This is a genomic window from Cupriavidus nantongensis, from assembly GCF_001598055.1.
Lineage (GTDB): Bacteria > Pseudomonadota > Gammaproteobacteria > Burkholderiales > Burkholderiaceae > Cupriavidus > Cupriavidus nantongensis.
Window position 1 is genome coordinate 1,448,796 of sequence record NZ_CP014844.1, and the last position, 25,230, is coordinate 1,474,025.

Here is a 25,230-nt window from a genome sequence, read left to right on the forward strand (position 1 = left end):
TATCACCGTGGCCGCTAGCCGCGACGGCGCAGTGCGAAGCTGAACAGTCCCGCTACCGCCAGCAGCAACGCGCTCCACAGCGGCACCGCGCCGCCGCCACCGCCGCCATCCGCAGCCGGTGCCGGCGCGGCCGGGGCCGGCGGCATGGCCAGCGCGGCCAGCAGCGCGCCGTCGGCATCGAGCAGGCCCGCGCCGCACACACCGGGATTGGTGGTGCAGAACGTCCCGGAGGGATGCGGGCGCGCCGAACTCTTCAGCGCCGCGGTGACCTGCGCGGGCGTCAGCGAGCCGTTGAGCGCGAACATCATCGACACCACGCCCGAGACCATTGGCGTGGCGAAGCTGGTGCCTGCCGACGACGCCACCACGTAGTTGCCCAGCGATGTCTTGCCGTCGTTGCTGAGCGTGCGGATCACCGAAGGCGTGACCGTGCAGCGGGGTGGGGAGCCGTCGACCACCTGGGAGTTGCCGCAGCCGCCGCCCGGCGCGCTGATCGCCACCTGCGGACCGACGTTGGCATAGCTCGCGTTCTCGCCGTCGTTGGCGTGCGCGGTGACCGCGATCACGCCGTTGCAGTCGGCCGGCGCTTCGACCGCGCCGCGGTTGTTGCCGGCCGCGGCCAACACCACCACACCGCGCGCATTCAGGTCGTTGACGGCTTGCTGTTCGATGCTGCTGCAGGTGCCGCCGCCCAGGCTGATATTGACCACGCGCGCCGGGTTCGGGTTGTCCGGCACGTTGGGCACCGGCAGGCCGCCGGCCCAACGCATGCCGTCGACGGTGTCGGACAGCAGCGCGCCGCAGCGTCCCGAGACCCGTACCGGCAGGATGCGCGCATTCCAGTCGACGCCCGCGATGTCGCGCGCGTTGTTGGTCGCTGCGCCCAGCACGCCGGCCACGCGCGTGCCATGCCAGCTGTTATTGGTGGGCTCGGGCGTGGATGTGCTGCTGCCCGGGCAGGTGAAGCCAGCCGGCAGGCCGTCGCCGGCATCGGTCGGATCGCCGTCGCGGCCGTGCCGTCATTGGAAACCGTGGTGGTGCTGATGAAGTCGAAGCCGGACAGCAGCCGGCCCTGCAGATCGGGATGGGGCAGGATGCCGGTGTCCACCACCGCCACCACCATGCCTGTGCTGCCACGGGTGCGGTCCCATGCGCGCGGCAGGTTGACGCCGCCGACCGCGGTGCCGGTGCCCTTCAGGTACGGCTGGTTGACCTGGAACTCGGGATCGTCGGGCAGGGTGTCGTGCAGGCGCAGCCAGCGGTCGGGCACGGCGTCGGCCACGCGCGGGTCCTGGCGCAGCCGCGCCGCTGCGGCTTCGGGGTCGGCGGCAAGGGCGTCGGCGACCTGCAGCAGCTGCAGGTTGCCGCCCATGGCCCGGCGTTGCGACAAGGCGATGCCGGTGCGTTCGCTCAGCTGCTTGAGGGCCTCGGCGGCGGCGGGCGACTTGCCGCTGCCGTCGACCGCGGTGCTGCCATCGCGCCAGCGCACGATGATATGGCCGGTATAGGCCGGTGCGGACTGCACGCCGGCTGCCAGCGCCGTGCCGGTCGGGACCGCGCCGCATGCAGCGGCGGCGGCCAGGGCGATGACCCGCCAGCGGCGGGCCGCGAAGCTGCGGCAAGGAACGGACAACGCGGACAGCGCGGACAGCGCGGAGTGCGGCATGGATTTCTCCTCCCTGGGGCGTAGCGCGCGCGGGCCGGGCCGGCGCGTGGGCATGTTATGTAGCGAATACGATGCCGCCGGCTTGTGCAAGGGCGGCTTTGGCATCGTTCGCGTTCGTTAATGCGGCATTCCGTACAGATTCGGCCCCACGCTAGCGCGCCGGCATGTCGCGGCTGGTGGGGATATTGCGGCTGGGCTTGAGCAGCCGGTCGGGTTCGGCGGTCTCGATGCGCGGCGTCGCGCGCAGCGTGTCGACGGCCTGGTCTATGGTGGCGTCGGCAGACGGCGAGATCGCCGTGACCAGCCAGACCCCGCCCGACATCGGCCGCTTGACCACGTAGCGGATCGGGCCCTTGATCTCGGCCAGCAGCTTGCCCGCGTCTTCGGACATGTCCACCGCGGGCGGCTTGAAGCGGACCATGATGTCGCCCAGCGCACGGTCGTCGCTGATGCTGCCGGGCGGCGGTGCCGAAGCGCTGTGCTGCGCCTGGCAGGCGGACAGCGCCAGCAGTGCGGCCGAGGCGGCGGTGGCAATGGCCAGCACCGCGCGCAGCGAGGCGCGCGGGCGGTGGCCGGTATGCGGCACTGGGCGGGTCATGGGAAGCTCCTGTCGATAAGTAAATTAGCGCGATGCCACGCAAGGTGGCGCGAGCCTCAGCCGGCGGCCGCGCGGCGGCTGCGCTTGCCGTCCTTGCCCGCGCGCGCGGGCTGGCCGGCGCCGCTGTCGGCCATGCCCTGCGCCAGCATCTCCTCGGCATGTTGCAGCGTGGTGGCGGTGACGGTGGCGCCGCCCAGCATGCGCGCGGTCTCGACCACGCGGCCGGCCGGGTCGAGCACGCGGATGCGCGAGCGCGTCACCGAGGCGTCGGCCTCGGCCGTGGTTTCCTTGCTGACCAGCAGGTGCGTGCCGGCCTGCGCCGCCACTTGCGGCAGGTGGGTCACGCACAGCACCTGGCGCGCGCGGCCGAGTTCCTGCAGGCGCCGGCCGACCACCTCGGCGACCGCGCCGCCGATGCCGGTGTCGACCTCGTCGAAGATCAGCGTCGGCGTGGGCGAGGCTTCGCTGGTGATCACCGAGATCGCCAGGCTGATGCGCGCCAGTTCGCCGCCGGACGCGACCCGGGCCAGCGGGCGCGCGCTGACGCCGGCGTGGCCCGCCACCAGGAACTCGACCTGCTCGAGGCCGTAGCTCTGGCCTTCGTCGAGCGCATTGAGCGCCGCGACAAAGCTGCCGCCGGCCATCGACAGGCCTTGCATCGCGTCCGTGACCGCGCCCGACAGCGCCTGCGCGGCTTGCTTGCGGGCATGGCTGAGATGCTGCGCCAGCGTCAGGTAGGCGGCCTTGGCCGCGGCCTCGCGCGCCATCACCTTGTTCAGGTCCTGCGCGGCCTGCAGGTCGTCGAGCTGCTGGCGGCGCGCGACCAGCTCGTCGGCGAGCTGCTCGGGCGGCAGGCGGTACTTGCGCGCGGTCGCGTGCAGCGCCTGCATGCGCTCTTCCACCACCTGCAGCCGCTCGGGGTCGAGCTCGAGCCGGTCGACATAGCGCGTCAGCGAATGCGCGGCTTCCTCGGCCTGCACCTGCGCCGGCTCGAGCGCGGCCAGCACGTCGCGCAGCGCGGGGTCGACATCGGCCAGCTGCTGCAGCCGGTGCACGATGCCGTTGAGCGCCGACAGCACCGAGCCGTCGGCCTCGGACAGCGCGTCGAGCGCGGCGCGGCTGCCGTCGATCAGGCCGGCGGCGTGCGAGAGCCGGTTGTACTCCGACTGGATCTCGTCCCATTCGCCGGGCTGCGGATTGAGCTTGTCGAGCTCGCCCACCTGCCATTCAAGCCGCTCGCGCTCGAGCTGCATCTCGCGCGACTGGTGCTCGACCGCTTCGCGCTGGCGCACGCAGGCACGCCAGGCGCGCCAGGCCTCGGCCACCGCGGCGGCCTGCTGGGTCAGGCCGGCGTGGGCGTCGAACAGCAGCCGCTGCGCATCGGGGCGCAGCAGCTGCTGGTGCGCATGCTGGCCATGGATGTCGACCAGCTGGTCGCCGACTTCGCGCAGCTGCGCCAGGGTGGCGGCGGCGCCGTTGATAAAGGCCTTGCTGCGGCCGCCCGCATCGACGGTACGTCGCAGCAGCACGGTCGGCACGCCGCCGTCTTCTTCGCTGTTGAGCTCGCGCTCGGCCAGCCAGGCATCGAGCGCGGGATGGGTCGAGAAGGTGGCGCTGACGCTGGCGCGCGGCGCGCCTTCGCGCACCACGCCGGCATCGGCGCGCTCGCCCAGCACCAGCGCCAGGGCGTCGATCAGGATCGACTTGCCGGCGCCGGTCTCGCCGGTGAACACGGTAAAGCCGGAGGCGAAGTCCAGGTCGAGGGTGTCGACGATGACGAAATCACGGATGGACAGGCTGCGCAGCATCGTGGCGGAGAAGGGTGGTCGGTCCGATGAACGGTCGGGCTCGGGCTGAGGGGCGGCTGGATGGCGCTCAGAGGCGGTTGTCTTCGGACGGGTATTCGTGCCAGTGCAGCTTCTTGCGCAGCGTGGCGTAGTAGTTGTAGCCCACCGGGTGCAGCAGGTTGATGGTCTTGTGCGAGCGCCGCACCACGATGCGGTCGCCCGGCAGCAGCGAGGTCAGCGACTGCATGTCGAAGTTGACGCTGGCGTCGCGCGCGCTCGCCACCTCGATCGTGACCTCGGCGTCGTGCGGCAGCACGATCGGCCGGTTCGACAGCGCATGCGGGGCGATCGGCACCAGCACCACGCCCGACAGCGTGGGATGCAGGATCGGCCCGCCGGCCGACAGCGCGTAGGCCGTCGAGCCCGTCGCGGTCGACACGATCAGGCCGTCGGAACGCTGGTTGTACATGAAGTGGCCGTCGACCGAAACCGCCAGCTCGACCATGCCGGAGATGCCGGAGCGGTTCACCACCACATCGTTAAGCGCAAGCGCGGAGAAGATGTCCATGTCGTCGCGCACCACGCGCGAGGCCAGCAGCAGCCTGGTCTCGGACTCGTAGCGGCCGTCGAGCATGTCGGGCAGCACGGTGTGCGCGTCTTCCAGCGCGATATCGGTCATGAAGCCGAGCCGCCCGTGGTTGACGCCGATCAGGGGCACGTCATAACCGGCCAGCTGGCGCGCGATGCCCAGCAGCGTGCCGTCGCCGCCCAGCACCACGGCGACGTCGGCCTGCGTGCCGATCTCTTCGGCGGACAGGGCGGGGTAGGCGGTCAGCCCGGTGGCCAGCGCGGTCTCGCGCTCGAACACCACATCCTGGCCGTTGCGCAGGATATAGGAGGCGATCTCTTCCAGCGGCCCTTCGATGCCGGCGGTGGAGTACCTGCCCACCAGGGCGACGGTCTTGAATGGAGTGCGCACGGCGCTGGCTTTGGCTGGGGCGGACATGCCGGGATTAGACCATACCGCCGTGACCGTTGTCAGCAGGCGCCGGCGGCCCATCCGACAGCCCATCTGGCGGCACATCGGGCCGGTCCGCCAGAAGGTCCAAAACTTGCGTAAAATCGGGGCATCATGGATGAACGTTCCAAAACGCTGCTCAAGACCCTGATCGAGCGCTACATTGCCGAGGGCCAGCCGGTCGGTTCCCGCACCCTGTCCAAGTACTCGGGGCTGGACCTGTCGCCGGCGACGATACGCAATGTGATGTCCGATCTCGAGGAAATGGGTTTTATCGCCAGCCCGCACACGTCGGCAGGCCGCATCCCGACGCCGCGCGGCTACCGGCTGTTCGTCGACTCGATGCTGACCGCCAAGCCGCTCGAGCGCAACGCCGACCTGGCCGAGCTGACCGGGCAGATCCAGGACCAGCTGGGCGGCCAGCAGCTGGGCCCGCAGCGGATGATCACCGCGGCGGCGCGCACGCTGTCCAACCTGTCGCACTTTGCCGGCGTGGTGATGACGCCGCGCCGCGCGCAGGCGTTCCGGCAGATCGAGTTCATGCGGCTGTCGGACAAGCGCATCCTGCTGATCATCGTCAGCCCCGAGGGCGACGTGCAGAACCGCATCATCCAGACCGAACTCCCCTACACGCCGGCGCAGCTGATCGAGGCCGCCAATTTCTTCAACTCGCACTATGCCGGCATGAGCTTCGACACCGTGCGCAGCCACTTGCGGCTTGAGCTGCAGGACCTGCGCCGCGACATGTCGCAGCTGATGCAGGCCGCGGTCGAGGCCGGCAGCACCGCCGAGGACGAGGACGACGACCACGTCTATATCAGCGGCGAGCGCAAGCTGCTCGAAGTCGACGACCTGGCTTCGAGCATGGACAAGCTGCGGAGGCTGTTCGACGTGTTCGAGCACAAGACCAGCCTGCTGCAGCTGCTGGACGTGTCCAGCCATGCGCAGGGCGTGCAGATCTTTATCGGCGGCGAAAGCCAGCTGGTGCCGATCGAAGACATGGCGGTGATCACCGCGCCGTACGAGGTCGACGGGCAGATCGTCGGCACGCTGGGGGTGATCGGCCCCACGCGCATGGCCTACGAGCGCGTGATCCCGATCGTCGACATTACCGCGCGGCTGCTGTCGAGCGCGCTGAGCCAGAACTAGTGGTCCGGCGTTCCGCTCTGAGCGGCGGCACCATCCCCGCCGGGCCCGCCCCGTCCCGGCATCGCGCCACCCCGGAAGCGACATGACGTTTTCTCCCGAACCGGCCTACCAGCACGGCCAGGCGCCGCGCACGGCGATCCTGCTGGTCAACCTGGGCACCCCCGATGCCCCCACGCCCAAGGCGGTGGGGCGCTACCTGAAGCAATTCCTGTCCGATCCGCGCGTGGTCGAGATCCCGCGCGCGGCGTGGCTGCCGCTGCTGTACGGCGTGATCCTGCCGCTGCGCTCGCGCGCGTCGGCGCTCAAGTACGAATCGATCTGGCTGCGCGAGGCCCATATGACGGGCTCGCCGCTGCTGGTCTACAGCGAGCGCCAGGCGCACGCGCTGCAGCGGCTGCTGCACCAGAACGGCCACGACGTGACGGTGGCGTGCGCGATGCGCTACGGCAACCCGTCGATCGCCTCGGTGATGGAAGCGCTGCGCCGCCAGGGTTGCGAGCAGGTGCTGGTGCTGCCGATGTATCCGCAGTACTCGGGCACCACCACGGCCACCGCTTTCGACGAAGTGTTCCGGGTGATGGGCCAGTGGCGCAACCAGCCGGAGCTGCGGCTGGTCAAGCATTTCCATGACCATCCAGCGTATATCGCGGCGCTGCAGCAGCAGGTCGGCGCGTACTGGGCCCAGCATGGCATGCCGGATTTCGGCCGGGGCGACAAGCTGATCCTGTCGTTCCACGGCGTGCCGCGGCGCACGCTGGAACTGGGCGATCCCTACCACTGCGAGTGCGTGAAGACCGGCCGCCTGCTGGGCGAGGCACTGGGCCTGCAGCCGGGGCAGTACCAGGTGACGTTCCAGTCGCGCTTCGGCAAGGCCGAGTGGCTGCAGCCCTATACCGCGCCCACGCTGGCGGAACTGGGCAAGGTCGGCGCCGGGCGCGTCGACGTGTTCTGCCCGGGCTTTCCGGCCGACTGCATCGAAACGCTGGAAGAAATCGCCATGGAAGGCCAGACTGAGTTCAAGGTCGCGGGCGGCAAGGATTTCCATTTCATTCCATGCATGAACGATGCCGCGCCGTGGGTAGCGGCGATGGCGGAGATCGCGCTGCAGCACCTGCAGGGCTGGCCGCTGGCCACGCCGCATGCGCATGAACTGGAAGCGCGGCGCACGCGTGCGCAGGCGCGGGGAGCGGCGGCATGAACGTGGATTTCGACGCGGATGCGCGCCAGCGCATCGACAAATGGCTGTGGTGCGCGCGTTTCTTCAAGACGCGCTCGCTCGCGGCCGAAGCGGTGGAGCGCGGCAAGGTCACGGTCAATGGCCAGCTGTGCAAGAACTCGCGCGAGGTCAAGCCCGGCGACAAGGTTGCGCTGGAGGCACACCAGCAGCGCTGGGAACTGGAAGTGAAGGGCATCGCCGCGGCGCGCGGGCCGGCGCCGGTGGCGCAGACGCTGTACCAGGAAAGTGCCGAGAGCCAGTCGCGCCGGGCCGCCGACGCCGAGCGCCGGCGCCTGCAGCCGGAGCCATCGGCCCAGATCCAGGGCCGGCCGACCAAGCGCGACCGCCGCCGCATCGACGACTTCAACGGCTGAGACGGCAGCGCGGCGGTACCGTTGCCGGTGCCGCCGCGCGATGGACAGCCAGTTGGGGACAGCTTATTCCTGCGCCACGCCCGGGCTGACGAAGGGAACGATGTAGTGCTTGAACACCGCCTTGCCGCTGCCATACTCCGTATCGCGCGGGGTGAAGGCGCCGGACAGGCAGATAAAGGCGGTCATGACCGCCAGTGCGGCCACGAGGCACAGCGTCACGACTGGGAGCTTATGCATGGCCAACCTTTCGGAAGCGGCACAAAAATGAACCATCTCCTGGGCCCTCGCCATTTTTGTCATTTTTCTTACTAAGAATCTTAGTGAGCGCGCTGACGCAAAGCAATAAGGCGTCGATTGCAACAGGCGACGCTTTGTAACCGTGTGTTTCGGCGTCGCGCCGGCGCCACTCTTGAAATGCGGCGGGCTGCCACCACCTGTGTCGGGCACACGCCGATTTACCACCCGCGGCCAGCCCCTCGGCGGGCCGCGACACTGCATTGATACGGATCGACATGGAAGACCAGAAGCAGACGCCATCCAACCAGACTGCGACGCCTGCGGGCGATGAGGCGGCCAATGCCACCAACGCCGCCACCGCCAGCCCGGAGACCGGCGCGCCCGACACTGCGGCGACCGCCGCGGACGACGTGGGGGCCCAGCTGGCCGCCCTGGAAGCCAAGGCCAGCGAGCATTACGACCTGTACATGCGCGCCGTGGCCGAAGGCGAGAATATCCGCCGCCGGGCCCAGGAAGATGTCGCCAAGGCGCACAAGTTCGCGATCGAGAACTTTGCCGACAACCTGCTGCCGGTGATGGACAGCCTGCAGGCCGCGCTGGCCGACGGCTCCGGCGATATCGCCAAGCTGCGCGAAGGCGTGGAACTGACCGCGCGCCAGCTGGCCGCCGCCTTCGAGCGCGGCAAGATCGTCGAGCTCAACCCGGTAGGCGAGAAGTTCGACCCGCACCGCCACCAGGCCATCTCGATGGTGCCGGCGGAGCAGGAGCCCAATACCGTGGTGACCGTGCTCCAGCGCGGCTACACCATTGCCGACCGCGTGCTGCGCCCGGCGCTGGTCACGGTGGCGGCGCCGAAGTAAGCCGCCGCCAACGCCGTCCCGTCACGACGCGACGCCCGGTGCTTGCAGCCCCGGGCGTTCGTCATCGGCGAGCGCCGCATCCGGGCCGAACCGCATCAGGAGCCAACCATGAGCACCGAACCGCAAGCCGGCGCGCCGGACCCGTCCGCGGCCCCGCATCTGGACCACCGCGCCTTTGACGCCTTTGCCATGCGCGAGGTCGACGACGCCTCCATCGACGGCGCCATCGCCGCGGCCGGCGATGCGCTGGTGTGCGTGTTCTTCTGGGGCGTGGACTGCTTCAACTGCGAAATGGCGAAGAAGGCCATGCTGGCCAATCCCGGGCCGGTGCGCGCGCTGGAGTTGCACTGGCTGCACGCCAACGTCTATGCGCACCCGGAACTGGGGCGGCGCTTCGGCCTGCACGGCATCCCGGTGTTCATGTTCTTCCAGAACGGCAAGAAGCTCGGCCGCGCCACCGGCTGGCACGGCCACGGGGAGTTTGCCGCGGCCGTGGCCAATGCGCGCCTGAAGGCCAGCGGCAAGCCGCTGGCGGGCTAGCGCGGGCCGCGTCTCATTGCATCAGCGCATCAGCGCGTCAGCGCATAGCCGATGCGGAACTGCCACGGCAGCTTGTGGTTGTAGTCGAGCAGGCTCTCGCCATAGCCGACGAAATATCCCGCCATCAGGTACCCGGCCGTGCCGGGGATCAGCCGCGCCATCGGGTAGGTCAGCTGCGCGTCGACGCTGCCATACCACTTGCGCGTGCCCTTGCGCAGCGTCGCCGAAAACTCCCATGAATCCGGCCGCCCATAGGCGATGCCCAGGTCCATGAAGCCGCGGTAGTGGGCGATGTCCGGGTTGTCGGCCTTTTCCACATAGGCGTAGAGCTTGGGCGCGACGCGCCAGTGCCAGTCGTTCTGGTCGCCGAAATAGAAGGTCGGCTTGACGAACACCGTATTGATGCTGCGCGACTCCACGCCGTTGCGGCCGTTGGATTCATGCTCCAGTCCGGTGGCCAGTGACATCCGGCTGATCACGCTGTTGCGCACGCCGGTATCCGACAGGTAGTAGAACAGGCTGGGCCGGTAGTTGGTGTCGCGGAACGGCGCCGAATCCTCGTTCAGGTCCCACAGCGAGAACTGGGTGTAGCTGAAGTAGAGGTTGTCGAACAGGCGCTTCGAGGCAGGGTCCTCGCCCTCGAAGATGCGGTACTTGAAGCTGAACTGGAATTTTGCGTTGGCGCCGCCGTTCGCACCGACCATGAAGTACATCGGGTCGTGGAACGACAGCCGGGCGCTGTCGCGCAGGTCGGCCGGGGCAGGGGCCGTGGCTTCGGCCGTGGTGATCCCGGTCACCGGCACGGGCGCGCTGTCGGCGGCGTCGGGAGTGTCTGCCGCGGCCGGCGCCTGGCTGGCCACCGGTGGCGTCGACGTGGCCGCTTCGCCCGGCTGCGGCAGCCGGTTCAGCGTGACCAGCACCGGCGCGGCGTCGATGCCGGTGGCATCGAGCCGCACCTGGCCGCGCAGCACCGGCGGCAGTGTCACGGTGTAGCGGATGGCGCGATGCTCGCCACGGCGCAGGTTGACCACGGCGGGGCCGGAGACTTCGCGCCACAGCACCAGGCGCACTGGCGCCAGCAGGTCGCCGGAGGCGGTCACCTCGAGTGTGTCGGGAATACGGTAGCGGCGCGTGGCGGTGTCGGCCGACACCACCAGGGTCAGCGTCAGCGGCTGGTTGCCGTCGATCACGCGCGGCGGCTGCAGCAGTGCCACGCCGGCATGGCCGGACAGCGGCCAGGCCAGCATCAGCGACAGGCAGAGGGGGGCGACGGCGCGGCTGGCTGGCGCCAGGCGCTGCCGCGAGAAAAATGCAGTAGGGGGCATGAAGATGCGCGACGTTGCCGGGTGATGGCAACGCAACTAGGGGAAAACTCGGAGCCCAAAGCCTACCACGCACGCCCAAAAGGGTTGTGAGGAATTGTACGCTGCACTTTTGCGCGTACCCGTGGTGCGCCGTCAGCGGTTGGCGCGGCGCCTGACGCAGTCGACGTAGTGGTCGCCGTCCGGCGGCTGGCCGCTGCGCTGCGCCTGCCACAGCATCTCGCCCAGGCATTCCATCACCTGGTGCTGGGCTTCGTGCGGGGAATCGAGCCGGCGCGCCAGCGCCTCGTAGGCCTGGCGGATGCCGCGCGGCTGGTCGACCGAGACCTGCTCCGAAATCGACAGGTGCATTGCCAGGTGCAGGAAGGGATTGGTCTGGCCTTGCTCGGGTGTGTAGTCCTGCGCCAGTGCGCCTTCGGTGTCGCGCAACAGCTCGTGGTACTCGGGGTGCTCGCCGATCCAGTCGACGGCGATGGCTTCCAGCGGGGTCAGCACGCCGCCTGCGATCTGCTTCTGCCAGGCATCGCAGAAGAACCGGCGGACTTCTTCTCGTGAGGGATTGAACATGGTGGCGCCATTGTAGACGACGGGGGCGACCCTTGCCGGCGGCCCGACCGGTGGCCGAAATGACGGCGATGGTCCCAAGTAGAATGCGGGATCGCCGACTTCCTGCCTGCCCGATGAGCCCTGCCGCCCCCAGCGCCCCCACCGCCCCGACCGCTGCCCGCGACAAGCTGGCCGGCGTGCTGCTGATCGCGGTCTCGGCCAGCGCCTTCGGCGCCATGGCCATCTTCGCCCGCTTTGCCTACGCCGCCGGCGCGGACGTGTACGGCCTGCTGCTGGTGCGCTTCCTGCTGGCCGCCGCGGCGCTGGCGTGGGTGATGCGCACGCGCGGCATCGCGCTGCCGCCGTGGCGGCGCGTGCTGGCGCTGGCGGCGATGGGCGGCATCGGCTATGTCGGCCAGTCGTTCTGCTTCTTCAGCGCGCTCAACCATGCGCAGGCCAGCCTGGTGGCGCTGCTGCTGTACCTGTACCCGCTGTTCGTGACCATCCTCGCCGCCGTCTTCCTGAAAGAGCGGCTGACCACCGCCGCGGTGGTGGCGCTGGTGCTGTGCTCGGTGGGTGCCGGGCTGACCGTCGGCGGCGGCGCCGGCTCGCCGCTGGGGATCGCGCTGGGGCTGGCGGCGGCGGTGATCTATTCCGTCTACATCATCGTCGGCGCGCGCCTGACCGCCGGCGTCAACCCGATCGCTACCACCACCGTGATCTGCACCGCGGCGGCAGTGGTCTACGGCGTCGTCGGCGCGCTGCGCGCCGGCGCGGGCACGCCGCCGCAGTTCCCGGCCGATGCTGGCGGCTGGCTGGCGCTGGCGGGGATCGCGCTGTTGTCGACGGTGCTGGCGATCCTGACCTTCTTTGCCGGGCTGCAGCGGCTGGGCGCGGCGCAGGCGCTGGGCGGCGGCCTGATCCTGGCGGGCGTGCTGTGGCTGACCCGTCGCGGCAGCGCCCCGGCGCCGGCGCGGGCGGACATGCAAGAGAATTGAACAGGTTGCTCAAAGGCGCTGGCGTGGGGCGCACCGGCGCTTGGGTACAATCGCTGCCTTCTTCCACCTCTCGTTCAGAAAGGACGCGCATGTCCCAGATCGACCAAGCCGCGCTGGCGCAACTGTTCACCGAGGCCCGCACGCACAATGTGTGGCAGGACCGCCATGTGGATGACGCCGTGCTGCACCAGATCTATGAAGCGATGAAGTTCGGCCCGACCGCTGCCAACAGCAGCCCCGCGCGCATCGTGTTCGTCAAGAGCGCCGCCGAGAAGGCGCGCCTGGTGGAGTGCGTGTCGGCCGGCAACGTCGACAAGACGCGCTCGGCGCCGGTGACCGCGATCATCGCCTTCGACACTGCCTTCCACGACCAGCTGCCCAAGCTGTTCCCGCACGCCGACGCCCGCTCCTGGTACGCCGGCAACGACGCCAAGATCGCCCGCGACGCGCTGATGAACAGCTCGCTGCAGGGCGGCTACTTTATCCTCGCGGCACGCGCGCTGGGCCTGGACTGCGGCCCGATGGGCGGCTTCGATGCCGACAAGGTCAACGCGGCGTTCTTCCCGGACGGCAAGTGGCAGGTCAACTTCCTGTGCAACCTGGGCTATGGCGTGGCCGACAAGCTGTTCCCGCGCGGCCCGCGGCTGTCGTTCGACGAAGCCTGCCGCATCGTCTGAGCGCGCTGCTTGCCAGCGAACAAAAAAAGCGACCCGCGGTGGTCGCTTTTTTTTTTGAGCCTTGCCTGGCGCAGCGATCAGGCGGTCCATTCCTGCATGGGGTTGCAGGCCAGATAGCGGCGCGGCTCGCCGATGCCGAGCCGTGCGCGCGCCGCGTCGATCGGTTCGTGCAGCAGCTTCTCGTAATCCTCGCCCAGCAGCCAGCTGGCGCGGCGGCCCAGCCGGTAGCCCTCCAGCACGGCGCGCGCAAAGGCCAGGCTGCCGGTCACGCGCAGGCTCTTCAGCGACGCCGCGATGGCGATGATGGCCCAGCCCCTGCCGCCCGTCTGCGCATAGCTGAACGCCACCAGCGCGGCTTCGCCCAGGCTTTCGTCGGCGCGGTAGCCGGTCAGCACGTGCCAGATATCGTGGATATCGCGCGTGCGCCGGCCGAACCACAGGTAGGCGTCCTCGAGCACCGGCTCCTGGTCCAGGTTCGACACCTTGGCCAGGCCGTCCGCGCTGTATCCGGTCTGTTCGAGAAAGGCGCGATAGGCGGCGCCGACCGTGCCCGGCGCGAAGCGCGCCACGTAAGCGGGATCGGACAGGCGTTCGGCGAGTTCGATGCGCTGGTAGACCATGCGGCGCCCGTCGTGCGTGGCCAGCAGGCGGCTGAAGTTGCGCGGCATCGACGGGCCGTTGAGCGCGCGCATGATGCGGAATACCTGCTCGGTGTCGTTGCCGTCCGCCATCAGCTTGCGCACGGCGCGCAATGCGGCGAAGAGATCCTGCTTGTAGGGGTTGGAAGCGGTCGCGGTGGTCATGGGCGGTCTCCCTGGATCAAGCGAATTGACGCGGCCGCGGCGAGGGCACTTGCATCTGCGCCGCGGCGGCACGCACGAAGTCGACAGTGGTATCGATCGCGGTCACCGGCAGCATATGCCCGCCGTTGACCAGCGTCAGCGTGGCGCCCGGCACCCTGGCCACCAGCGCTTCGCCATGTTCGGCAAAGTCCAGGATGCGGTCGTCGCGGCCGAACAGCACGCTGACCGGCACGCGCAGCGTGCCGTAGTTGGGCAGCAGCGCCGGCAGGCTGTGCGCGGCGCCGATCAGGTCTTCCGACGCCGCCAGGAAATGGCGCGGGCGCAAGGCCAGCAGGCCGCCGCCGCGGGTCGGGAAGTCGTCCGGCACCGGGTCGGGGCCGAATACGATGTCCATGACCTCGGCGCGATGGCGGATCGACATCGGCACCACCAGGGTCCACGCCAGCAGCCAGCGCTGCCATGCGCGCGGCACGGTCATGGCCCTGAACACCGGCGAGATCTCCCTGGGCGGATGCGTCAGCGGCGCGATCAGCGCCAGGCCGCCGACGCGTTCCGGGTGCCGGATCGCCAGTGCCAGCGCGATGGCGCCGCCCAGCGAATGGCCCACCACCAGTGGCCGTTCCAGGCCCAGCCGGTCGCACAGCGCGGCGAGCGCGTCGGCCTGCGCGGGCAGGTCGGCGGCGCTGCCCGGCGTGCGCGTGGAATGGCCAGCGCCGGGACGGTCGACGGCGATGACGCGGAAGCTCTCGGCCAGCGGCGCGATCATGCCGTAGCCGAAGTTCTCGAGCTGGCCCGACAGGCCGTGCACCAGCAGCAGCGCCGGGCCTTGCCCGCGCTCGACCACATGCAGCCGCGCGCCGGGCACGTCCACAAAGCGGCCCGGCGGCGGCATCGCGGCTTCGATGCGCCGGGCGGTGCGCCACGTGTACAGCCATAGTGCGATGCCGGACAGCAGGAGCAGCGCCAGCAGCACGGCGAGCGCGATGAGCGCGACAGTCATGGCTGCACCTCGCTGGCGGCGACCGCTGCGACGGTGTTGGCGCCGGTTGCCTCGTGCGCGTTGCGCGGCTCGCGCAGCGGCAGTGGCGCGCCGAACTGCAGCACGCCATCGGCGATGCGTCCGTGCCGTATCGTCAGTAGGTCTTTCAGGTAGTTCTGGTGCACGCGCCACGGCTTGCGGTCGCCCTGGCGCGGCAGCACGCCGGCGGCGCGCTGCACATAGCCCGAGGTGAAATCGAGGAACGGCGTCGGCTGCACCGCGGCGGGCGCGCGCGGCACCGCGATGCGATGGCCATGGCGGTCCATGTGGCGCAGCAGGCGGCAGACGTATTCGGCGGTCAGGTCGGCCTTGAGCGTCCACGAGGCGTTGGTGTAGCCGAACGCCAGCACCAGGTTGGGCACGTCGCTGAGCATCATGCCCTTGTAGGCCAGGCAGTCGGCGGGGCGGCGCAGCTGGCCATCGACGGTGAGCGCAATGTCGCCCAGCATGTTCAGCTTCAGCCCGGTGGCTGTCACCACGATGTCCGCGTCGAGCGACTTGCCGCTGGCCAGCTCGATGCCGTGTTCGGTGAAGCGCCTGATGGTGTCGGTCACCACCGAGGCGCGGCCGTCGCGCAGCGCGCGGAACAGGTCGCCGTCGGGCACCAGGCACAGACGCTGGTCCCAGGGCTTGTAGCGCGGCGTGAAATGCGTCGCCACGTCGAAGCCCGCCGGCAGCTGCGCGGCGGCCATGCCGACCAGGCGCGCCTTGACGCGTTCCGGCCGGCGCCGCGCCAGCTGGAAGAAGGTCATGCCGAGCAGCACGTTCTTCCAGCGCGTGGCGGTGTAGGCCAGCCGCTCCGGCAGCACGCGCCGCAGGGTGCGCGCAATGGCGTCTTCGCCGGGGCGCGACACGATATAGGTGGGCGAGCGCTGCAGCATGGTCACGTGCGCCGCGCGGCCGGCCATCGCCGGCACCAGCGTGACCGCGGTGGCGCCGCTGCCGATCACCACCACGCGCTTGCCGGCGTAGTCCAGCGACTCGTCCCAGAACTGCGGATGCACGATGCGGCCGCGAAAACGGTCCTCGCCGTCGAACGCGGGACGATGCCCCTCGGCATAGCTGTAGTAGCCGGCGCAGACATAGAGCAGGCGCGCGCGCAGCCGCACCCGGCTGCCGTCGGCGCTGCGGTCGGCTTCGACGGTCCAGCATGCGTCGGCGCTGTCCCACGCCGCACTGACCACGCGGTGGCCGAAGCGGATCTGGCGCGTGATGCCGGCTTCCGTGGCGGTCTCGCGGATATAGGCGCGGATCGACGGACCGTCGGCGATGGCCCTGGCGCCGCGCCAGGGCTTGAAGCGGTAGCCCAGCGTGTACATGTCCGAGTCCGAGCGGATGCCGGGGTAGCGGAACAGGTCCCAGGTGCCGCCGATGGCGTCGCGCGCCTCGAGGATGGCGTAGCGCTTGCCGGGGCAGCGCCGTTGCAGCTGGCGCGCCGCGCCGATGCCGGACAGGCCGGCGCCCACGATCAGCACATCGAGAACTGCGTCATCGGAACTGGCATCGCGCATGGGGGGCATCCGGTCAGTGACACTTCTGACAACATAGATTGTCAGAAGCGATCCGGCAAGTTTCGTGACCATAGGGAATGCCATAATGGCGCGCATGACCCCCGAGCTGACCCCCGCGCGCCGCTATCGTGGCGCCGAAGCCGAAGAGCGCCGTGCCCAGCGCCGCGCGCAACTGATTGCCGCGGCCGTGCAGGTCTACGGCGAGCGCGGTTACCAGAACGCCACCGTCAAGGCAGTGTGCGAGGCCGCGGGCCTGACCGAGCGCTATTTCTACGAGTCATTCGCCAACAGCGAGGCCTTGCTGCTGGCATCGTTTCAAACGGTGACGCAGCGCCTGCTGCACACCCTGGCGCAGGCGGGCGAGGCCGCCGGCAACGACGGCGCGCAACGGGCGCTGGCGATGCTGCGCGCCTACTTCGGCGCGCTGCAGCGCGAACCGCGCTCGGCGCGGGTGTTCCTGGTGGAAATCCGCGGCGTCAGCAAGCTGGTCGACGGCGCGCTGGCCGATTCGCTGGATGAATTCGGCGGGTTGCTGGCGCAGGCGCTGCTGCCGCCGGGACGCGAGCGCGATCCGCTGCTGACGGCGGGCGTCGCGGGCGGCGTGGTCCACCTTGCGGTGCGCTGGATCCGCCACGGCTACAGCCCCGATGTCGACGTGGTCGCGCGCACCGCGCTGCAACTGGCGCTGGTGCTGGCGCATCCGTCCGACCCGGCGCCCGACCCGGCACCTGACCTGGCAGCGGCTACAGCTGCGGCGCCGGGGTTTTCTCCCTGAACTCGCACAGCGTTTCAATCGCGCAGTGCCAGCATTCCGGCTTGCGCGCCTTGCACACGTAGCGGCCGTGCAGGATCAGCCAGTGATGGGCGTCGTGCAGGAACTCATGCGGCACGCACTTGAGCAGCTTCTGCTCGACGATGTCGACGTTCTTGCCCGGCGCCAGGCCGGTGCGGTTGGAGACGCGAAAGATATGCGTGTCGACCGCGATGGTGGGCTGGCCGAACGCGGTATTGAGCACCACGTTGGCGGTCTTGCGGCCCACGCCCGGCAGCGCCTCCAGCGCTTCGCGCTCCGCCGGCACCTTGCCGCCATGGCGCTCGACCAGGATGCGGCAGGTCTCGATCACATGCCTGGCCTTGGTCTTGTAAAGGCCGATGGTCTTGATGTATTCGCTCAGCCCGGCTTCGCCCAGTTCCAGCATCTGCTGCGGGGTATGCGCGACCGGGAACAGCCGGCGCGTGGCCTTGTTCACGCCCACGTCGGTGGCCTGCGCCGACAGCAGCACGGCGATCAGCAGCTCGAACGGCGAGCTGTACTCCAGTTCCGTGGTCGGGGCCGGATTGACTTCGCGCAGCGTCTCGAAGATGGCACGGCACTTGGCAGCGTTCATGATGCTTTTTTCGGGTCGATGGCCGGGTCCTGCGCGGTATCGGGATCGGCCTGCGGCGTCAGCCCGGCGCGCGCGCGGCGCGCTTCGGCGGCGTCGATCTGCGCCTGCACCGCGGCCGACACGTTGTCGGTATTGCGCGGCCGTGCGGCCTGCTGCTTCTGCCGCGCGCGTTCGATCGCGGCCTGGATGATGGCGCGCTTGCGTTCCTGCGCGGCGCGCTCGGCGTCGTTCTCCGGTGCCTCGGCCTGGACCGCGGCGAGCTTGGCGGCGGCCTTGGCGGCCAGGCGCGCATCGTTTTCCTCGCGCTCGCGCACCAGCCGCGCGTTGCGCGCCAGGTAGCGCGCCTGCGCGGCATCGGCCTGCGTCTGCGACCACGCGTCCCAGCCGGTGCGCGTGCCGGTGACGGGGACCATGTCGATGCAGTCGACCGGGCAGGGCGGCACGCACAGGTCGCAGCCGGTGCACAGCTCGGGGATCACGGTATGCATCTGCTTGGCGGCGCCGGCGATGGCGTCGACCGGGCAGGCCTGGATGCAGAGCGTGCAGCCGATGCACAGGCTCTCGTCGATGCGGGCGAGCGCGCGCGGCTGCTCGCTGCCGCGCTCCGGGTCGAGCGGCAGCGGTTCGGTGCCGAGCAGCGCGGCCAGGCGCGCGATGCCCTGCGCGCCGCCGGGCGGACAACGGTTGCAGGCGGCCGCGCCGCTGGCCATGGCCTCGGCATAAGGGCGGCAGCCGCTGAAGCCGCACTTGGTGCACTGGGTCTGCGGCAGCAGCGCCTCGAGACGGTCAGCGAGGGACTTGACGGCGGGATTCACGACAACGGACAGCAATTCAGGGGGACAAGAGCGGGGTCAAAAACCAGCGCCAGCGCTTCACGGCGCGGCGCGGCCTCGGGCAAAGCACGAAATTTGCGCGATGCTGTGAGCGGTTGGCGACATAACGGCGGCCCTTACGGGGCGGACAATGTGCTGGCGACCCCCTTCGGCACCTTCCGCACCGGGGTCTCTGCGGACCCTGCGGTTTTCGCGCCGCAAGGATTATCCCCGATTTCGCCGGCGGACAGAAACGGCGATGATGCGCGTCGCGCGGCCGGATTGCCGCATTCCGGCCTGTGCCATAATCCGCGCAACGATCGACCACACCTCATGTCAACAGAGCCCAAGACCAAACGCGACCCGGAAGGGACGCGCCGACGCATCCTCGCTGCGGCCACCGAGGAATTCGCCAAGGGTGGTCTGGCCGGCGCCCGCGTCGACCAGATTGCCCGGCGCGCGGAAACCAACGAGCGCATGCTGTATTACTACTACGGCAGCAAGGAGGGCCTGTTCCTGGCGGTGCTGGAGAAGCAATACGCCAACTTCCGCGCCGCCGAAGAGCAGCTGCACCTGGTCGACGAAGACCCGGTCGAGGGCGTGCGCACGCTGGCCCGCTTCGTCTGGGACTGGTACTACGAGCACCCCGAGTTCATCCGCCTGGTCAACAGCGAGAACCTGCACGAGGCGCGGCACCTGAAGAAGTCGTCGCAACTGCAGCAGCTGATCAACCCGGTGGTCGACGTGCTCGCCGACGTGATCCGGCGCGGCCAGCAGCAGGGACTGTTCCGCGACCAGATCGACGTGCCGCAGTTCTACCTGACGATTTCCGCGCTGGGCTACTACGTGCTGTCGAACCGCTACACCATCAGCGCCGTGATCGGCCGCGACGTGGCGTCGCAGCAGGAGCACGAGCGCTTTGCCGAACTGCACATCGACATGCTGCTGAGCTACCTGAAGAAGCCTTGAGCCGCCGGCAGCGCGGCCATGCAGAAACGCCCGCTTGCGCGGGCGTTCTTCTTACTTGCTGGCCACGGCCACCGGGGCCTGGTGGTACTTGCGGATAAAGTCGCGCAGCTGCGGGTAGATGTCCTCGCGCCAGCGCCGGCCCGAGAAGATCCCGTAGTGGCCGCAACGCTCGGCGTTCAGGTGCTGCTTGCGGTTTTTCGGGATGCCGGCGCACAGGTCGTGCGCGGCGGCGGTCTGGCCCGCGCCGGAGATATCGTCGAGCTCGCCCTCGATCGTCATCAGCGCGGTGCCCTTGATGTCCTGCGGACGCACCGGCTTGCCGTCGATGGCCCAGGTGCCGTTGGCCAGGCGGAATTCCTGGAACACCTCGCGGATGGTGTCGAGGTAGTACTCGGCGGCCATGTCGAGCACCGCGTTGTATTCGTCGTAGAAGCGCACGTGCGCCTCGGCGTCGTCGGCATCGCCCTCGACCAGGCTCAGGTAGTAGTCATAGTGCGACGACAGGTGCCGGTCCGGGTTCATCGCGACAAAGCCGGCATGCTGCAAAAAGCCCGGGTAGACGCGGCGGCCGTGGCCGGGGTAGTTGGCCGGCACGGTGTAGATGACGTTGTTCTCGAACCACTCGTAGGACTTGTTGGTCGCCAGCGAGTTGACCGCGGTCGGGCTTTTGCGCGCGTCGATCGGGCCGCCCATCATGGTCATGGTGCGCGGCGTCTTCTCGCCCGCCGACGCCATCAGCGAAATCGCCGCCAGCACCGGTACCGTGGGCTGGCACACCGAGATCACGTGCAGATTCTCGGCGCCGATATGGCGGATGAATTCCTGGATGTAGTAAATGTAGTCCGACAGGTGGAAGGCGCCTTCCTCGACCGGCACCATGCGCGCGTCGATCCAGTCGGTGACGTAGACCTTGTGGTCCTGCAGCAGCGTGCGCACGGTGTCGCGCAGCAGCGTGGCGTGGTGGCCCGACAGCGGCGCGGCCACCAGCACCACCGGCTCGTCCTTGAGCAGCTTGATGGTCTCGGGGTCGTCGGCATAGCGCTTGAAGCGCAGCAGCTTGCAGAAGGGCTTTTCCAGCACGGTCTGCTCGACGATGGGGATGTCGCGCCCGTTGGAGCGCACCGACTTGATATCGAACGCCGGTTTTTCGTATTCCTTGCCGAGCCGGTACAGCAGTTCGTAGCCGGCGGCCAGGCGGGGTGCGCCAGGTACCAGCGACATCGGGCTGAGGGGGTTGGTGAAGGTCTTGGCGGTCGCCTGGGCCCACGCGGTCAGCGGGTGCAGGATCGAGCGCTGGAACTCATGCAATTGATAGAGCATGCCGTTTCTGCCTGGTCTTACTGAGGATGCGTACCACCAAGTAACAATGTACTGACAATACACCTTGGATCGCGTGGCGCCGATTATGCCTGAATCGAACGACCGTGCTAACGATCTTGCTTTGCAGCATATACCTTAAAGTACTTCCGTATGCGCGGAACACAATAAGGCATAGGCCTGATTTTTCGGTGACAACGTCCTACAACATCGCAAACAAATGCAAAAAGCGGCCGAAGCCGCTTTTTTGCTATTGCTTTGTGATGCGCACGCCAGTTGCCCGCCGTTGCGGCGCGGCAACTGATGGCGGGGTTACATCACGGCCGCGATTGCGTCGACCACCGCATCGATGTTGCGGCTGTTCAGCGCCGCCACGCAGATGCGGCCGGTGCTGACGGCGTAGATGCCGTGCTCGTTGCGCAGGCGGTCGACCTGGGCCGAGGTCAGGCCCGAGTACGAGAACATGCCGCGCTGGGCCTTGACGAAGGAGAAGTCGCCCGGCACGCCCTTGGCGGCCAGCTTGTCCACCAGCGCGTGGCGCATCAGCTTGATGCGGTCGCGCATTTCGGCCAGTTCTTCTTCCCACATGGCGCGCAGTTCCGGGCTGTTCAGCACGGTCGCGACCACGGTGCCGCCGTGGGTCGGCGGGTTGGAATAGTTGGTGCGGATCACGCGCTTGACCTGCGACATCACGCGCTGCGCTTCTTCCTTGCTGGTGGTGACGATCGACAGCGCGCCGACGCGCTCGCCGTACAGCGAGAAGCTCTTCGAGAACGAGCTCGACACGAAGAACGGCAGGCCCGAGTCCGCGAACAGGCGCACCGCGGCGCCGTCGGCGTCGATGCCGTCGGCAAAGCCCTGGTAGGCCATGTCCAGGAACGGGATCAGGTTGCGTTCCTTGACCAGTTCCACCACCTGCTTCCATTGCTCGGGCGACAGGTCGACGCCGGTCGGGTTGTGGCAGCAGGCGTGCAGCACGACGATGGTGTTGGCCGGGAACGACTTCAGCGATTCCACCATGCCGGCGAAATTCAGGCCGTGGCTGGGGGCGTCGTAGTAGGCGTAGTTGACCACAGGAAAGCCGGCGGATTCGAACAGCGCGCGGTGGTTTTCCCAGCTCGGGTCGCTGATCGCGACCTTGGCGTCCGGGTACAGGCGCTTCAGGAAGTCGGCGCCGATCTTCAGCGCGCCGGTGCCGCCAAGTGCCTGGGCCGTCACCACGCGGCCTTCCGTGATCAGCGGCGATTCCTTGCCGAACAGCAGCGTCTGCACTGCCTGGTCATAGGCCGCGATGCCTTCGATCGGCAGGTAGCCGCGCGGGGTGGCGGTGGTCAGACGGGCTTTTTCTGCCTCCTGGACGGCGCGCAGCAGCGGGATTTTCCCTTCGTCGGTGAAGTACACGCCAACGCCCAGGTTGACCTTGGTCGCGCGGGTGTCGGCATTGAAGGCTTCGTTGAGGCCCAGGATCGGGTCGCGCGGGGCCATCTCGACGGCAGAAAACAAACTCATTTGGAATCTCGTGGTCGGCTATGTGAAAAACGGAAGGCGTAGAATGCTCCGTACTGCGCTGGAGGCTGGCAGGCCCGGCCGCGCTCTTCTTGGCTTGAAGCGGGGGCTGACAACCCCAAGATTCTAGCGTAATCCGCCCGTTTTCCTCAGGTATTTCCCTAGTCACGCCCCTATGACGAACCTTGCCGAAGCCGCGCCGGCCCTGGACGAAGACAAATTCGTCACATTTCCCGGCTCCCCGTTCCAGCTGTACCAGCCGTTCCCGCCCGCCGGCGACCAGCCCGAGGCAATCCGGCAGCTGGTGGAGGGGGTGGAAGACGGCCTGTCGTTCCAGACCCTGCTGGGCGTCACCGGTTCGGGCAAGACCTTCACCATGGCCAACGTGATCGCCCGCATGGGGCGGCCGGCCATCGTGTTCGCGCCCAACAAGACGCTGGCGGCGCAGCTCTACGCGGAATTCCGCGAGTTCTTCCCGCGCAATGCGGTCGAGTACTTCGTCAGCTACTACGACTACTACCAGCCCGAGGCCTACGTCCCGCAGCGCGACCTGTTTATCGAGAAGGACTCGTCGATCAACGAGCATATCGAGCAGATGCGGCTGTCGGCGACCAAGAGCCTGCTGGAGCGCCGCGACACCGTCATCGTCGCGACCGTGTCGGCGATCTACGGTATCGGTAACCCGACCGAATACCACCAGATGATCCTGACGCTGCGGGCCGGCGACAAGATCAGCCAGCGCGACGTGATCGCGCGGCTGATCGCGATGCAGTACACCCGCAACGAGACCGACTTCCAGCGCGGCACCTTCCGCGTGCGCGGCGACACCATCGACATCTTCCCGGCCGAACACGCCGAGATGGCGGTGCGGCTGGAGATGTTCGACGACGAAGTCGAGTCGCTGCATTTCTTCGATCCGCTGACCGGGCGGGTGCGGCAGAAGATCCCGCGCTTCACGGTCTACCCGTCGAGCCACTACGTGACCCCGCGCGAGACCGTGCTGCGCGCGATCGAGGCGATCAAGGACGAACTGCGCGAGCGGCTCGAGTTCTTCCACAAGGAAAACCGGCTGGTGGAAGCGCAGCGGCTCGAGCAGCGCACGCGCTTCGATCTCGAGATGCTGTCCGAGCTCGGCTTCTGCAAGGGCATCGAGAACTATTCGCGGCACCTGTCCGGCGCGCGCCCCGGCGACCCGCCGCCGACGCTGGTCGACTACCTGCCGCCCGACGCGCTGATGTTCCTGGACGAGTCGCACGTGCTGATCGGCCAGCTCAACGGCATGTACAACGGCGACCGCGCGCGCAAGACCACGCTGGTCGAATATGGCTTCCGGCTGCCGTCGGCGCTGGACAACCGGCCGCTCAAGTTCGATGAGTTTGAGCGCAAGATGCGCCAGGTGATGTTCGTCTCCGCGACGCCGGCACAGTTCGAGCAGGAGCACGCCGGCCAGGTGGTGGAGCAGGTGGTGCGGCCGACCGGGCTGGTCGACCCGGTCATCATGGTGCGCCCGGCGACCACGCAGGTGGATGACCTGCTGTCCGAGATCCATGTCCGGGTCGAGGCCGGCGAGCGCGTGCTGGTGACCACGCTGACCAAGCGCATGGCTGAGCAGCTGACCGAGTTCCTGACCGAGAACGGCGTCAAGGTGCGCTACCTGCACTCGGACATCGATACCGTCGAGCGCGTCGAGATCATCCGCGACCTGCGCCTGGGCACTTTCGATGTGCTGGTGGGGATCAACCTGCTGCGCGAGGGGCTGGACATTCCCGAGGTCTCGCTGGTCGCGATTCTCGACGCCGACAAGGAAGGCTTCCTGCGCGCCGAGCGCTCGCTGATCCAGACCATCGGCCGCGCCGCGCGCAACGTCAACGGCACCGCGATCCTGTACGCGGACCGCATGACCGACTCGATGAAGAAGGCCATCGACGAGACCGAGCGCCGCCGCGCCAAGCAGATCGCCTTCAACGAAGCCAACGGCATCACGCCGCGCGGCGTGGTCAAGCGCATCAAGGACATCATCGACGGCGTCTACAACGTCAGCGACGCCCGCGCCGAGCTGCAGGCCGCGCAGGAGCAGGCCCGCTACGAGGAGATGAGCGAGAAGCAGGTCTCGAAGGAGATCAAGCGGCTGGAGAAGCTCATGCTCGAGCATGCGCGCAACCTGGAGTTCGAACAGGCGGCGCAGGTGCGCGACCAGCTCGCCAAGCTCAAGGCGCAGGTGTTCGGCGCCAGCGGCGAGGGCTCACTGCCGCCTGCCTCGCCTGCCTGATACGCCGCAACGCCGGGCGCGCTTCGCCTATAGTGAAATCCTCGGCGGCGCCAGCGGGGCAGGCCAGTGACCGCAGTGAAGGAGGGCACGATGGAACGCCAGTTCGACTACGGCGGCTACGCGGTGGTGGTCACCGCGGTTCCGAATGCCGCCGGCGGCTTTGCCGCGCAGATGCGCATCGCCGACGCCTTCGGCGAACCGACCGGCCCGAGCTTCGAGGCCATTGCCGGCGACGCGCCCACGCCGGAGGCCGCCATCGCGATGGCGGAGGCCGGCGCGATGCGCGCGATCGACGCTGGCGAGGTCAGCTAGCGCGCCGGCGGGTGCCCTTTTTCCGTGGAGAAATCACAATGACCGACATCGGCGAATGGAAGAAGAAGGTTTATGAAACCCACGAAGTGCAAGTGCAGGTCAGGCAGCGTTCGCAGAGCGAATGGTCGTACACGGTGCGCGTGTGCCGGCCCGGCACCAACATCCGGGCCGCCGGCACGCTGACCGACAGCTCGCGCATCACCGACCACTACAAGTCGGCCGAGGCCGCGCAGGTGGCCGGGTTTGCGCACGGCGAGCGGCTGGCCAAGCAGCTCGCCTAGCGTCGCGAGCCGCCTGGCGCCACCACACGCCCGGG

25 protein-coding genes and 1 pseudogene are annotated in these 25,230 nt (G+C 68.6%); 12 read left to right on the top strand and 14 right to left on the bottom strand.

Features of this window, described 5'->3' with window-relative positions; genetic code table 11:
* Nucleotides 1-14: 14 nt before the first annotated feature.
* The 4 genes and pseudogenes from mprA to A2G96_RS06685 form a co-directional block, all read right to left on the bottom strand.
* Nucleotides 15-1,666, bottom strand: a pseudogene (gene mprA / locus A2G96_RS06670) (MprA protease, GlyGly-CTERM protein-sorting domain-containing form).
* 151 nt (nt 1,667-1,817) lie between these two features.
* Nucleotides 1,818-2,264 carry a hypothetical protein gene (locus A2G96_RS06675; RefSeq protein ID WP_062797910.1) on the bottom strand — a complete coding sequence of 149 codons (447 nt, stop codon included), beginning with the start codon at nt 2,262-2,264 and terminating at the stop codon, nt 1,818-1,820.
* Between the two features lie 56 nt (nt 2,265-2,320).
* Nucleotides 2,321-4,072 carry a DNA repair protein RecN gene (gene recN / locus A2G96_RS06680; protein WP_062797912.1) on the bottom strand — a complete coding sequence of 584 codons (1,752 nt, stop codon included), beginning with the start codon at nt 4,070-4,072 and terminating at the stop codon, nt 2,321-2,323.
* 67 nt (nt 4,073-4,139) lie between these two features.
* Nucleotides 4,140-5,057, bottom strand: a complete 918-nt coding sequence (locus tag A2G96_RS06685; RefSeq protein ID WP_062797914.1) for an NAD kinase — start codon at nt 5,055-5,057, stop codon at nt 4,140-4,142.
* Between the two features lie 126 nt (nt 5,058-5,183).
* On the opposite strand from A2G96_RS06685, the gene hrcA reads away from it, so the two are divergent.
* The 3 genes from hrcA (at nt 5,184) to A2G96_RS06700 (ending at nt 7,808) form a co-directional block, all read left to right on the top strand.
* Complete coding sequence (gene hrcA / locus A2G96_RS06690) at nt 5,184-6,218, top strand: heat-inducible transcriptional repressor HrcA (protein ID WP_012352407.1); 1,035 nt, start codon at nt 5,184-5,186, stop codon at nt 6,216-6,218.
* A gap of 82 nt (nt 6,219-6,300) precedes the next feature.
* Complete coding sequence (gene hemH, locus A2G96_RS06695) at nt 6,301-7,416, top strand: ferrochelatase (RefSeq protein WP_062797916.1); 1,116 nt, start codon at nt 6,301-6,303, stop codon at nt 7,414-7,416.
* A complete protein-coding gene (locus A2G96_RS06700; RefSeq protein ID WP_062797919.1) occupies nt 7,413-7,808 on the top strand; it encodes an RNA-binding S4 domain-containing protein in 396 nt (131 codons plus the stop codon). The genes hemH and A2G96_RS06700 overlap by 4 nt, the downstream gene beginning before the upstream one ends.
* Before the next feature lie 63 nt (nt 7,809-7,871).
* Here the strand turns inward: A2G96_RS06700 and A2G96_RS33800 are convergent, their stop codons facing one another.
* Nucleotides 7,872-8,045, bottom strand: a complete 174-nt coding sequence (locus A2G96_RS33800) for a hypothetical protein (RefSeq protein WP_167354348.1) — start codon at nt 8,043-8,045, stop codon at nt 7,872-7,874.
* 275 nt (nt 8,046-8,320) lie between these two features.
* On the opposite strand from A2G96_RS33800, the gene grpE reads away from it, so the two are divergent.
* Entirely contained in the window at nt 8,321-8,905 is a 585-nt protein-coding gene (gene grpE / locus A2G96_RS06710) for a nucleotide exchange factor GrpE (protein ID WP_062797923.1), read from the top strand.
* Nucleotides 8,906-9,013: 108 nt separating this feature from the next.
* A complete protein-coding gene (locus A2G96_RS06715; protein ID WP_062797925.1) occupies nt 9,014-9,445 on the top strand; it encodes a thioredoxin family protein in 432 nt (143 codons plus the stop codon).
* 29 nt (nt 9,446-9,474) lie between these two features.
* Here the strand turns inward: A2G96_RS06715 and A2G96_RS06720 are convergent, their stop codons facing one another.
* Nucleotides 9,475-10,770, bottom strand: a complete 1,296-nt coding sequence (locus tag A2G96_RS06720; RefSeq protein WP_062797928.1) for a phospholipase A — start codon at nt 10,768-10,770, stop codon at nt 9,475-9,477.
* 132 nt (nt 10,771-10,902) lie between these two features.
* Nucleotides 10,903-11,334 (bottom strand): DUF1841 family protein, encoded by a 432-nt coding sequence (locus tag A2G96_RS06725; RefSeq protein ID WP_062797930.1) that lies wholly within the window; start codon nt 11,332-11,334, stop codon nt 10,903-10,905.
* A 113-nt stretch (nt 11,335-11,447) separates the two neighbouring features.
* Between A2G96_RS06725 and A2G96_RS06730 the strand changes: the two genes are divergently transcribed.
* On the top strand, nt 11,448-12,311 hold the full coding sequence (locus tag A2G96_RS06730; protein ID WP_062797932.1) for a DMT family transporter: 864 nt from the start codon (nt 11,448-11,450) through the stop codon (nt 12,309-12,311).
* Nucleotides 12,312-12,400: 89 nt separating this feature from the next.
* Nucleotides 12,401-12,988, top strand: coding sequence for a malonic semialdehyde reductase (locus A2G96_RS06735; RefSeq protein ID WP_062797934.1), 588 nt, complete (start codon nt 12,401-12,403; stop codon nt 12,986-12,988).
* A 77-nt stretch (nt 12,989-13,065) separates the two neighbouring features.
* On the opposite strand, the gene A2G96_RS06740 is transcribed toward A2G96_RS06735, so the two are convergent.
* From A2G96_RS06740 to A2G96_RS06750, 3 genes are read right to left on the bottom strand one after another with little or no spacing between them, the layout of a single operon-like run.
* Nucleotides 13,066-13,791, bottom strand: a complete 726-nt coding sequence (locus tag A2G96_RS06740; protein ID WP_062797936.1) for a Coq4 family protein — start codon at nt 13,789-13,791, stop codon at nt 13,066-13,068.
* A gap of 16 nt (nt 13,792-13,807) precedes the next feature.
* Nucleotides 13,808-14,791, bottom strand: a complete 984-nt coding sequence (locus tag A2G96_RS06745; protein ID WP_062797939.1) for an alpha/beta fold hydrolase — start codon at nt 14,789-14,791, stop codon at nt 13,808-13,810.
* Nucleotides 14,788-16,341, bottom strand: a complete 1,554-nt coding sequence (locus A2G96_RS06750; protein ID WP_062797943.1) for a flavin-containing monooxygenase — start codon at nt 16,339-16,341, stop codon at nt 14,788-14,790. The genes A2G96_RS06745 and A2G96_RS06750 overlap by 4 nt, the downstream gene beginning before the upstream one ends.
* An 85-nt stretch (nt 16,342-16,426) precedes the next feature.
* On the opposite strand from A2G96_RS06750, the gene A2G96_RS06755 reads away from it, so the two are divergent.
* Entirely contained in the window at nt 16,427-17,116 is a 690-nt protein-coding gene (locus A2G96_RS06755; RefSeq protein WP_062797945.1) for a TetR/AcrR family transcriptional regulator, read from the top strand.
* Here A2G96_RS06755 and nth read toward each other — a convergent pair.
* Together nth and rsxB are read right to left on the bottom strand one after the other, a co-directional pair.
* Entirely contained in the window at nt 17,085-17,729 is a 645-nt protein-coding gene (gene nth / locus A2G96_RS06760; RefSeq protein WP_062797947.1) for an endonuclease III, read from the bottom strand. The two genes, A2G96_RS06755 and nth, sit on opposite strands and share 32 nt — an antisense overlap.
* Nucleotides 17,726-18,544, bottom strand: a complete 819-nt coding sequence (rsxB, locus tag A2G96_RS06765) for an electron transport complex subunit RsxB (RefSeq protein ID WP_174549295.1) — start codon at nt 18,542-18,544, stop codon at nt 17,726-17,728. The genes nth and rsxB overlap by 4 nt, the downstream gene beginning before the upstream one ends.
* Before the next feature lie 330 nt (nt 18,545-18,874).
* On the opposite strand from rsxB, the gene A2G96_RS06770 reads away from it, so the two are divergent.
* On the top strand, nt 18,875-19,510 hold the full coding sequence (locus A2G96_RS06770) for a TetR/AcrR family transcriptional regulator (protein ID WP_062797951.1): 636 nt from the start codon (nt 18,875-18,877) through the stop codon (nt 19,508-19,510).
* Nucleotides 19,511-19,561: 51 nt separating this feature from the next.
* Here the strand turns inward: A2G96_RS06770 and A2G96_RS06775 are convergent, their stop codons facing one another.
* The gene (locus A2G96_RS06775) at nt 19,562-20,830 is read right to left on the bottom strand and encodes a polyhydroxyalkanoate depolymerase (RefSeq protein WP_062797953.1); all 1,269 of its coding nucleotides are present in this window, start codon (nt 20,828-20,830) and stop codon (nt 19,562-19,564) included.
* 309 nt (nt 20,831-21,139) lie between these two features.
* Nucleotides 21,140-22,336 carry an amino acid aminotransferase gene (locus A2G96_RS06780; RefSeq protein WP_062797955.1) on the bottom strand — a complete coding sequence of 399 codons (1,197 nt, stop codon included), beginning with the start codon at nt 22,334-22,336 and terminating at the stop codon, nt 21,140-21,142.
* 172 nt (nt 22,337-22,508) lie between these two features.
* On the opposite strand from A2G96_RS06780, the gene uvrB reads away from it, so the two are divergent.
* From uvrB to A2G96_RS06795, 3 genes are all read left to right on the top strand, one after another.
* Entirely contained in the window at nt 22,509-24,602 is a 2,094-nt protein-coding gene (uvrB, locus tag A2G96_RS06785; RefSeq protein ID WP_062797956.1) for an excinuclease ABC subunit UvrB, read from the top strand.
* A gap of 90 nt (nt 24,603-24,692) precedes the next feature.
* Nucleotides 24,693-24,914 carry a hypothetical protein gene (locus tag A2G96_RS06790; RefSeq protein WP_062797957.1) on the top strand — a complete coding sequence of 74 codons (222 nt, stop codon included), beginning with the start codon at nt 24,693-24,695 and terminating at the stop codon, nt 24,912-24,914.
* A gap of 38 nt (nt 24,915-24,952) precedes the next feature.
* Nucleotides 24,953-25,195 carry a hypothetical protein gene (locus A2G96_RS06795; RefSeq protein WP_062797958.1) on the top strand — a complete coding sequence of 81 codons (243 nt, stop codon included), beginning with the start codon at nt 24,953-24,955 and terminating at the stop codon, nt 25,193-25,195.
* Nucleotides 25,196-25,230 lie beyond the last annotated feature (35 nt).

Coding starts and splice junctions, on each gene's coding strand:
- A2G96_RS06675 (WP_062797910.1), bottom strand. CDS start 2,264: ATGACCCGCCCAGTGCCGCATACCGGCCACCGCCCGCGCGCCTCGCTG.
- recN (WP_062797912.1), bottom strand. CDS start 4,072: ATGCTGCGCAGCCTGTCCATCCGTGATTTCGTCATCGTCGACACCCTC.
- A2G96_RS06685 (WP_062797914.1), bottom strand. CDS start 5,057: ATGTCCGCCCCAGCCAAAGCCAGCGCCGTGCGCACTCCATTCAAGACC.
- hrcA (WP_012352407.1), top strand. CDS start 5,184: ATGGATGAACGTTCCAAAACGCTGCTCAAGACCCTGATCGAGCGCTAC.
- hemH (WP_062797916.1), top strand. CDS start 6,301: ATGACGTTTTCTCCCGAACCGGCCTACCAGCACGGCCAGGCGCCGCGC.
- A2G96_RS06700 (WP_062797919.1), top strand. CDS start 7,413: ATGAACGTGGATTTCGACGCGGATGCGCGCCAGCGCATCGACAAATGG.
- A2G96_RS33800 (WP_167354348.1), bottom strand. CDS start 8,045: ATGCATAAGCTCCCAGTCGTGACGCTGTGCCTCGTGGCCGCACTGGCG.
- grpE (WP_062797923.1), top strand. CDS start 8,321: ATGGAAGACCAGAAGCAGACGCCATCCAACCAGACTGCGACGCCTGCG.
- A2G96_RS06715 (WP_062797925.1), top strand. CDS start 9,014: ATGAGCACCGAACCGCAAGCCGGCGCGCCGGACCCGTCCGCGGCCCCG.
- A2G96_RS06720 (WP_062797928.1), bottom strand. CDS start 10,770: ATGCCCCCTACTGCATTTTTCTCGCGGCAGCGCCTGGCGCCAGCCAGC.
- A2G96_RS06725 (WP_062797930.1), bottom strand. CDS start 11,334: ATGTTCAATCCCTCACGAGAAGAAGTCCGCCGGTTCTTCTGCGATGCC.
- A2G96_RS06730 (WP_062797932.1), top strand. CDS start 11,448: ATGAGCCCTGCCGCCCCCAGCGCCCCCACCGCCCCGACCGCTGCCCGC.
- A2G96_RS06735 (WP_062797934.1), top strand. CDS start 12,401: ATGTCCCAGATCGACCAAGCCGCGCTGGCGCAACTGTTCACCGAGGCC.
- A2G96_RS06740 (WP_062797936.1), bottom strand. CDS start 13,791: ATGACCACCGCGACCGCTTCCAACCCCTACAAGCAGGATCTCTTCGCC.
- A2G96_RS06745 (WP_062797939.1), bottom strand. CDS start 14,791: ATGACTGTCGCGCTCATCGCGCTCGCCGTGCTGCTGGCGCTGCTCCTG.
- A2G96_RS06750 (WP_062797943.1), bottom strand. CDS start 16,341: ATGCGCGATGCCAGTTCCGATGACGCAGTTCTCGATGTGCTGATCGTG.
- A2G96_RS06755 (WP_062797945.1), top strand. CDS start 16,427: ATGGCGCGCATGACCCCCGAGCTGACCCCCGCGCGCCGCTATCGTGGC.
- nth (WP_062797947.1), bottom strand. CDS start 17,729: ATGAACGCTGCCAAGTGCCGTGCCATCTTCGAGACGCTGCGCGAAGTC.
- A2G96_RS06770 (WP_062797951.1), top strand. CDS start 18,875: ATGTCAACAGAGCCCAAGACCAAACGCGACCCGGAAGGGACGCGCCGA.
- A2G96_RS06775 (WP_062797953.1), bottom strand. CDS start 20,830: ATGCTCTATCAATTGCATGAGTTCCAGCGCTCGATCCTGCACCCGCTG.
- A2G96_RS06780 (WP_062797955.1), bottom strand. CDS start 22,336: ATGAGTTTGTTTTCTGCCGTCGAGATGGCCCCGCGCGACCCGATCCTG.
- uvrB (WP_062797956.1), top strand. CDS start 22,509: ATGACGAACCTTGCCGAAGCCGCGCCGGCCCTGGACGAAGACAAATTC.
- A2G96_RS06790 (WP_062797957.1), top strand. CDS start 24,693: ATGGAACGCCAGTTCGACTACGGCGGCTACGCGGTGGTGGTCACCGCG.
- A2G96_RS06795 (WP_062797958.1), top strand. CDS start 24,953: ATGACCGACATCGGCGAATGGAAGAAGAAGGTTTATGAAACCCACGAA.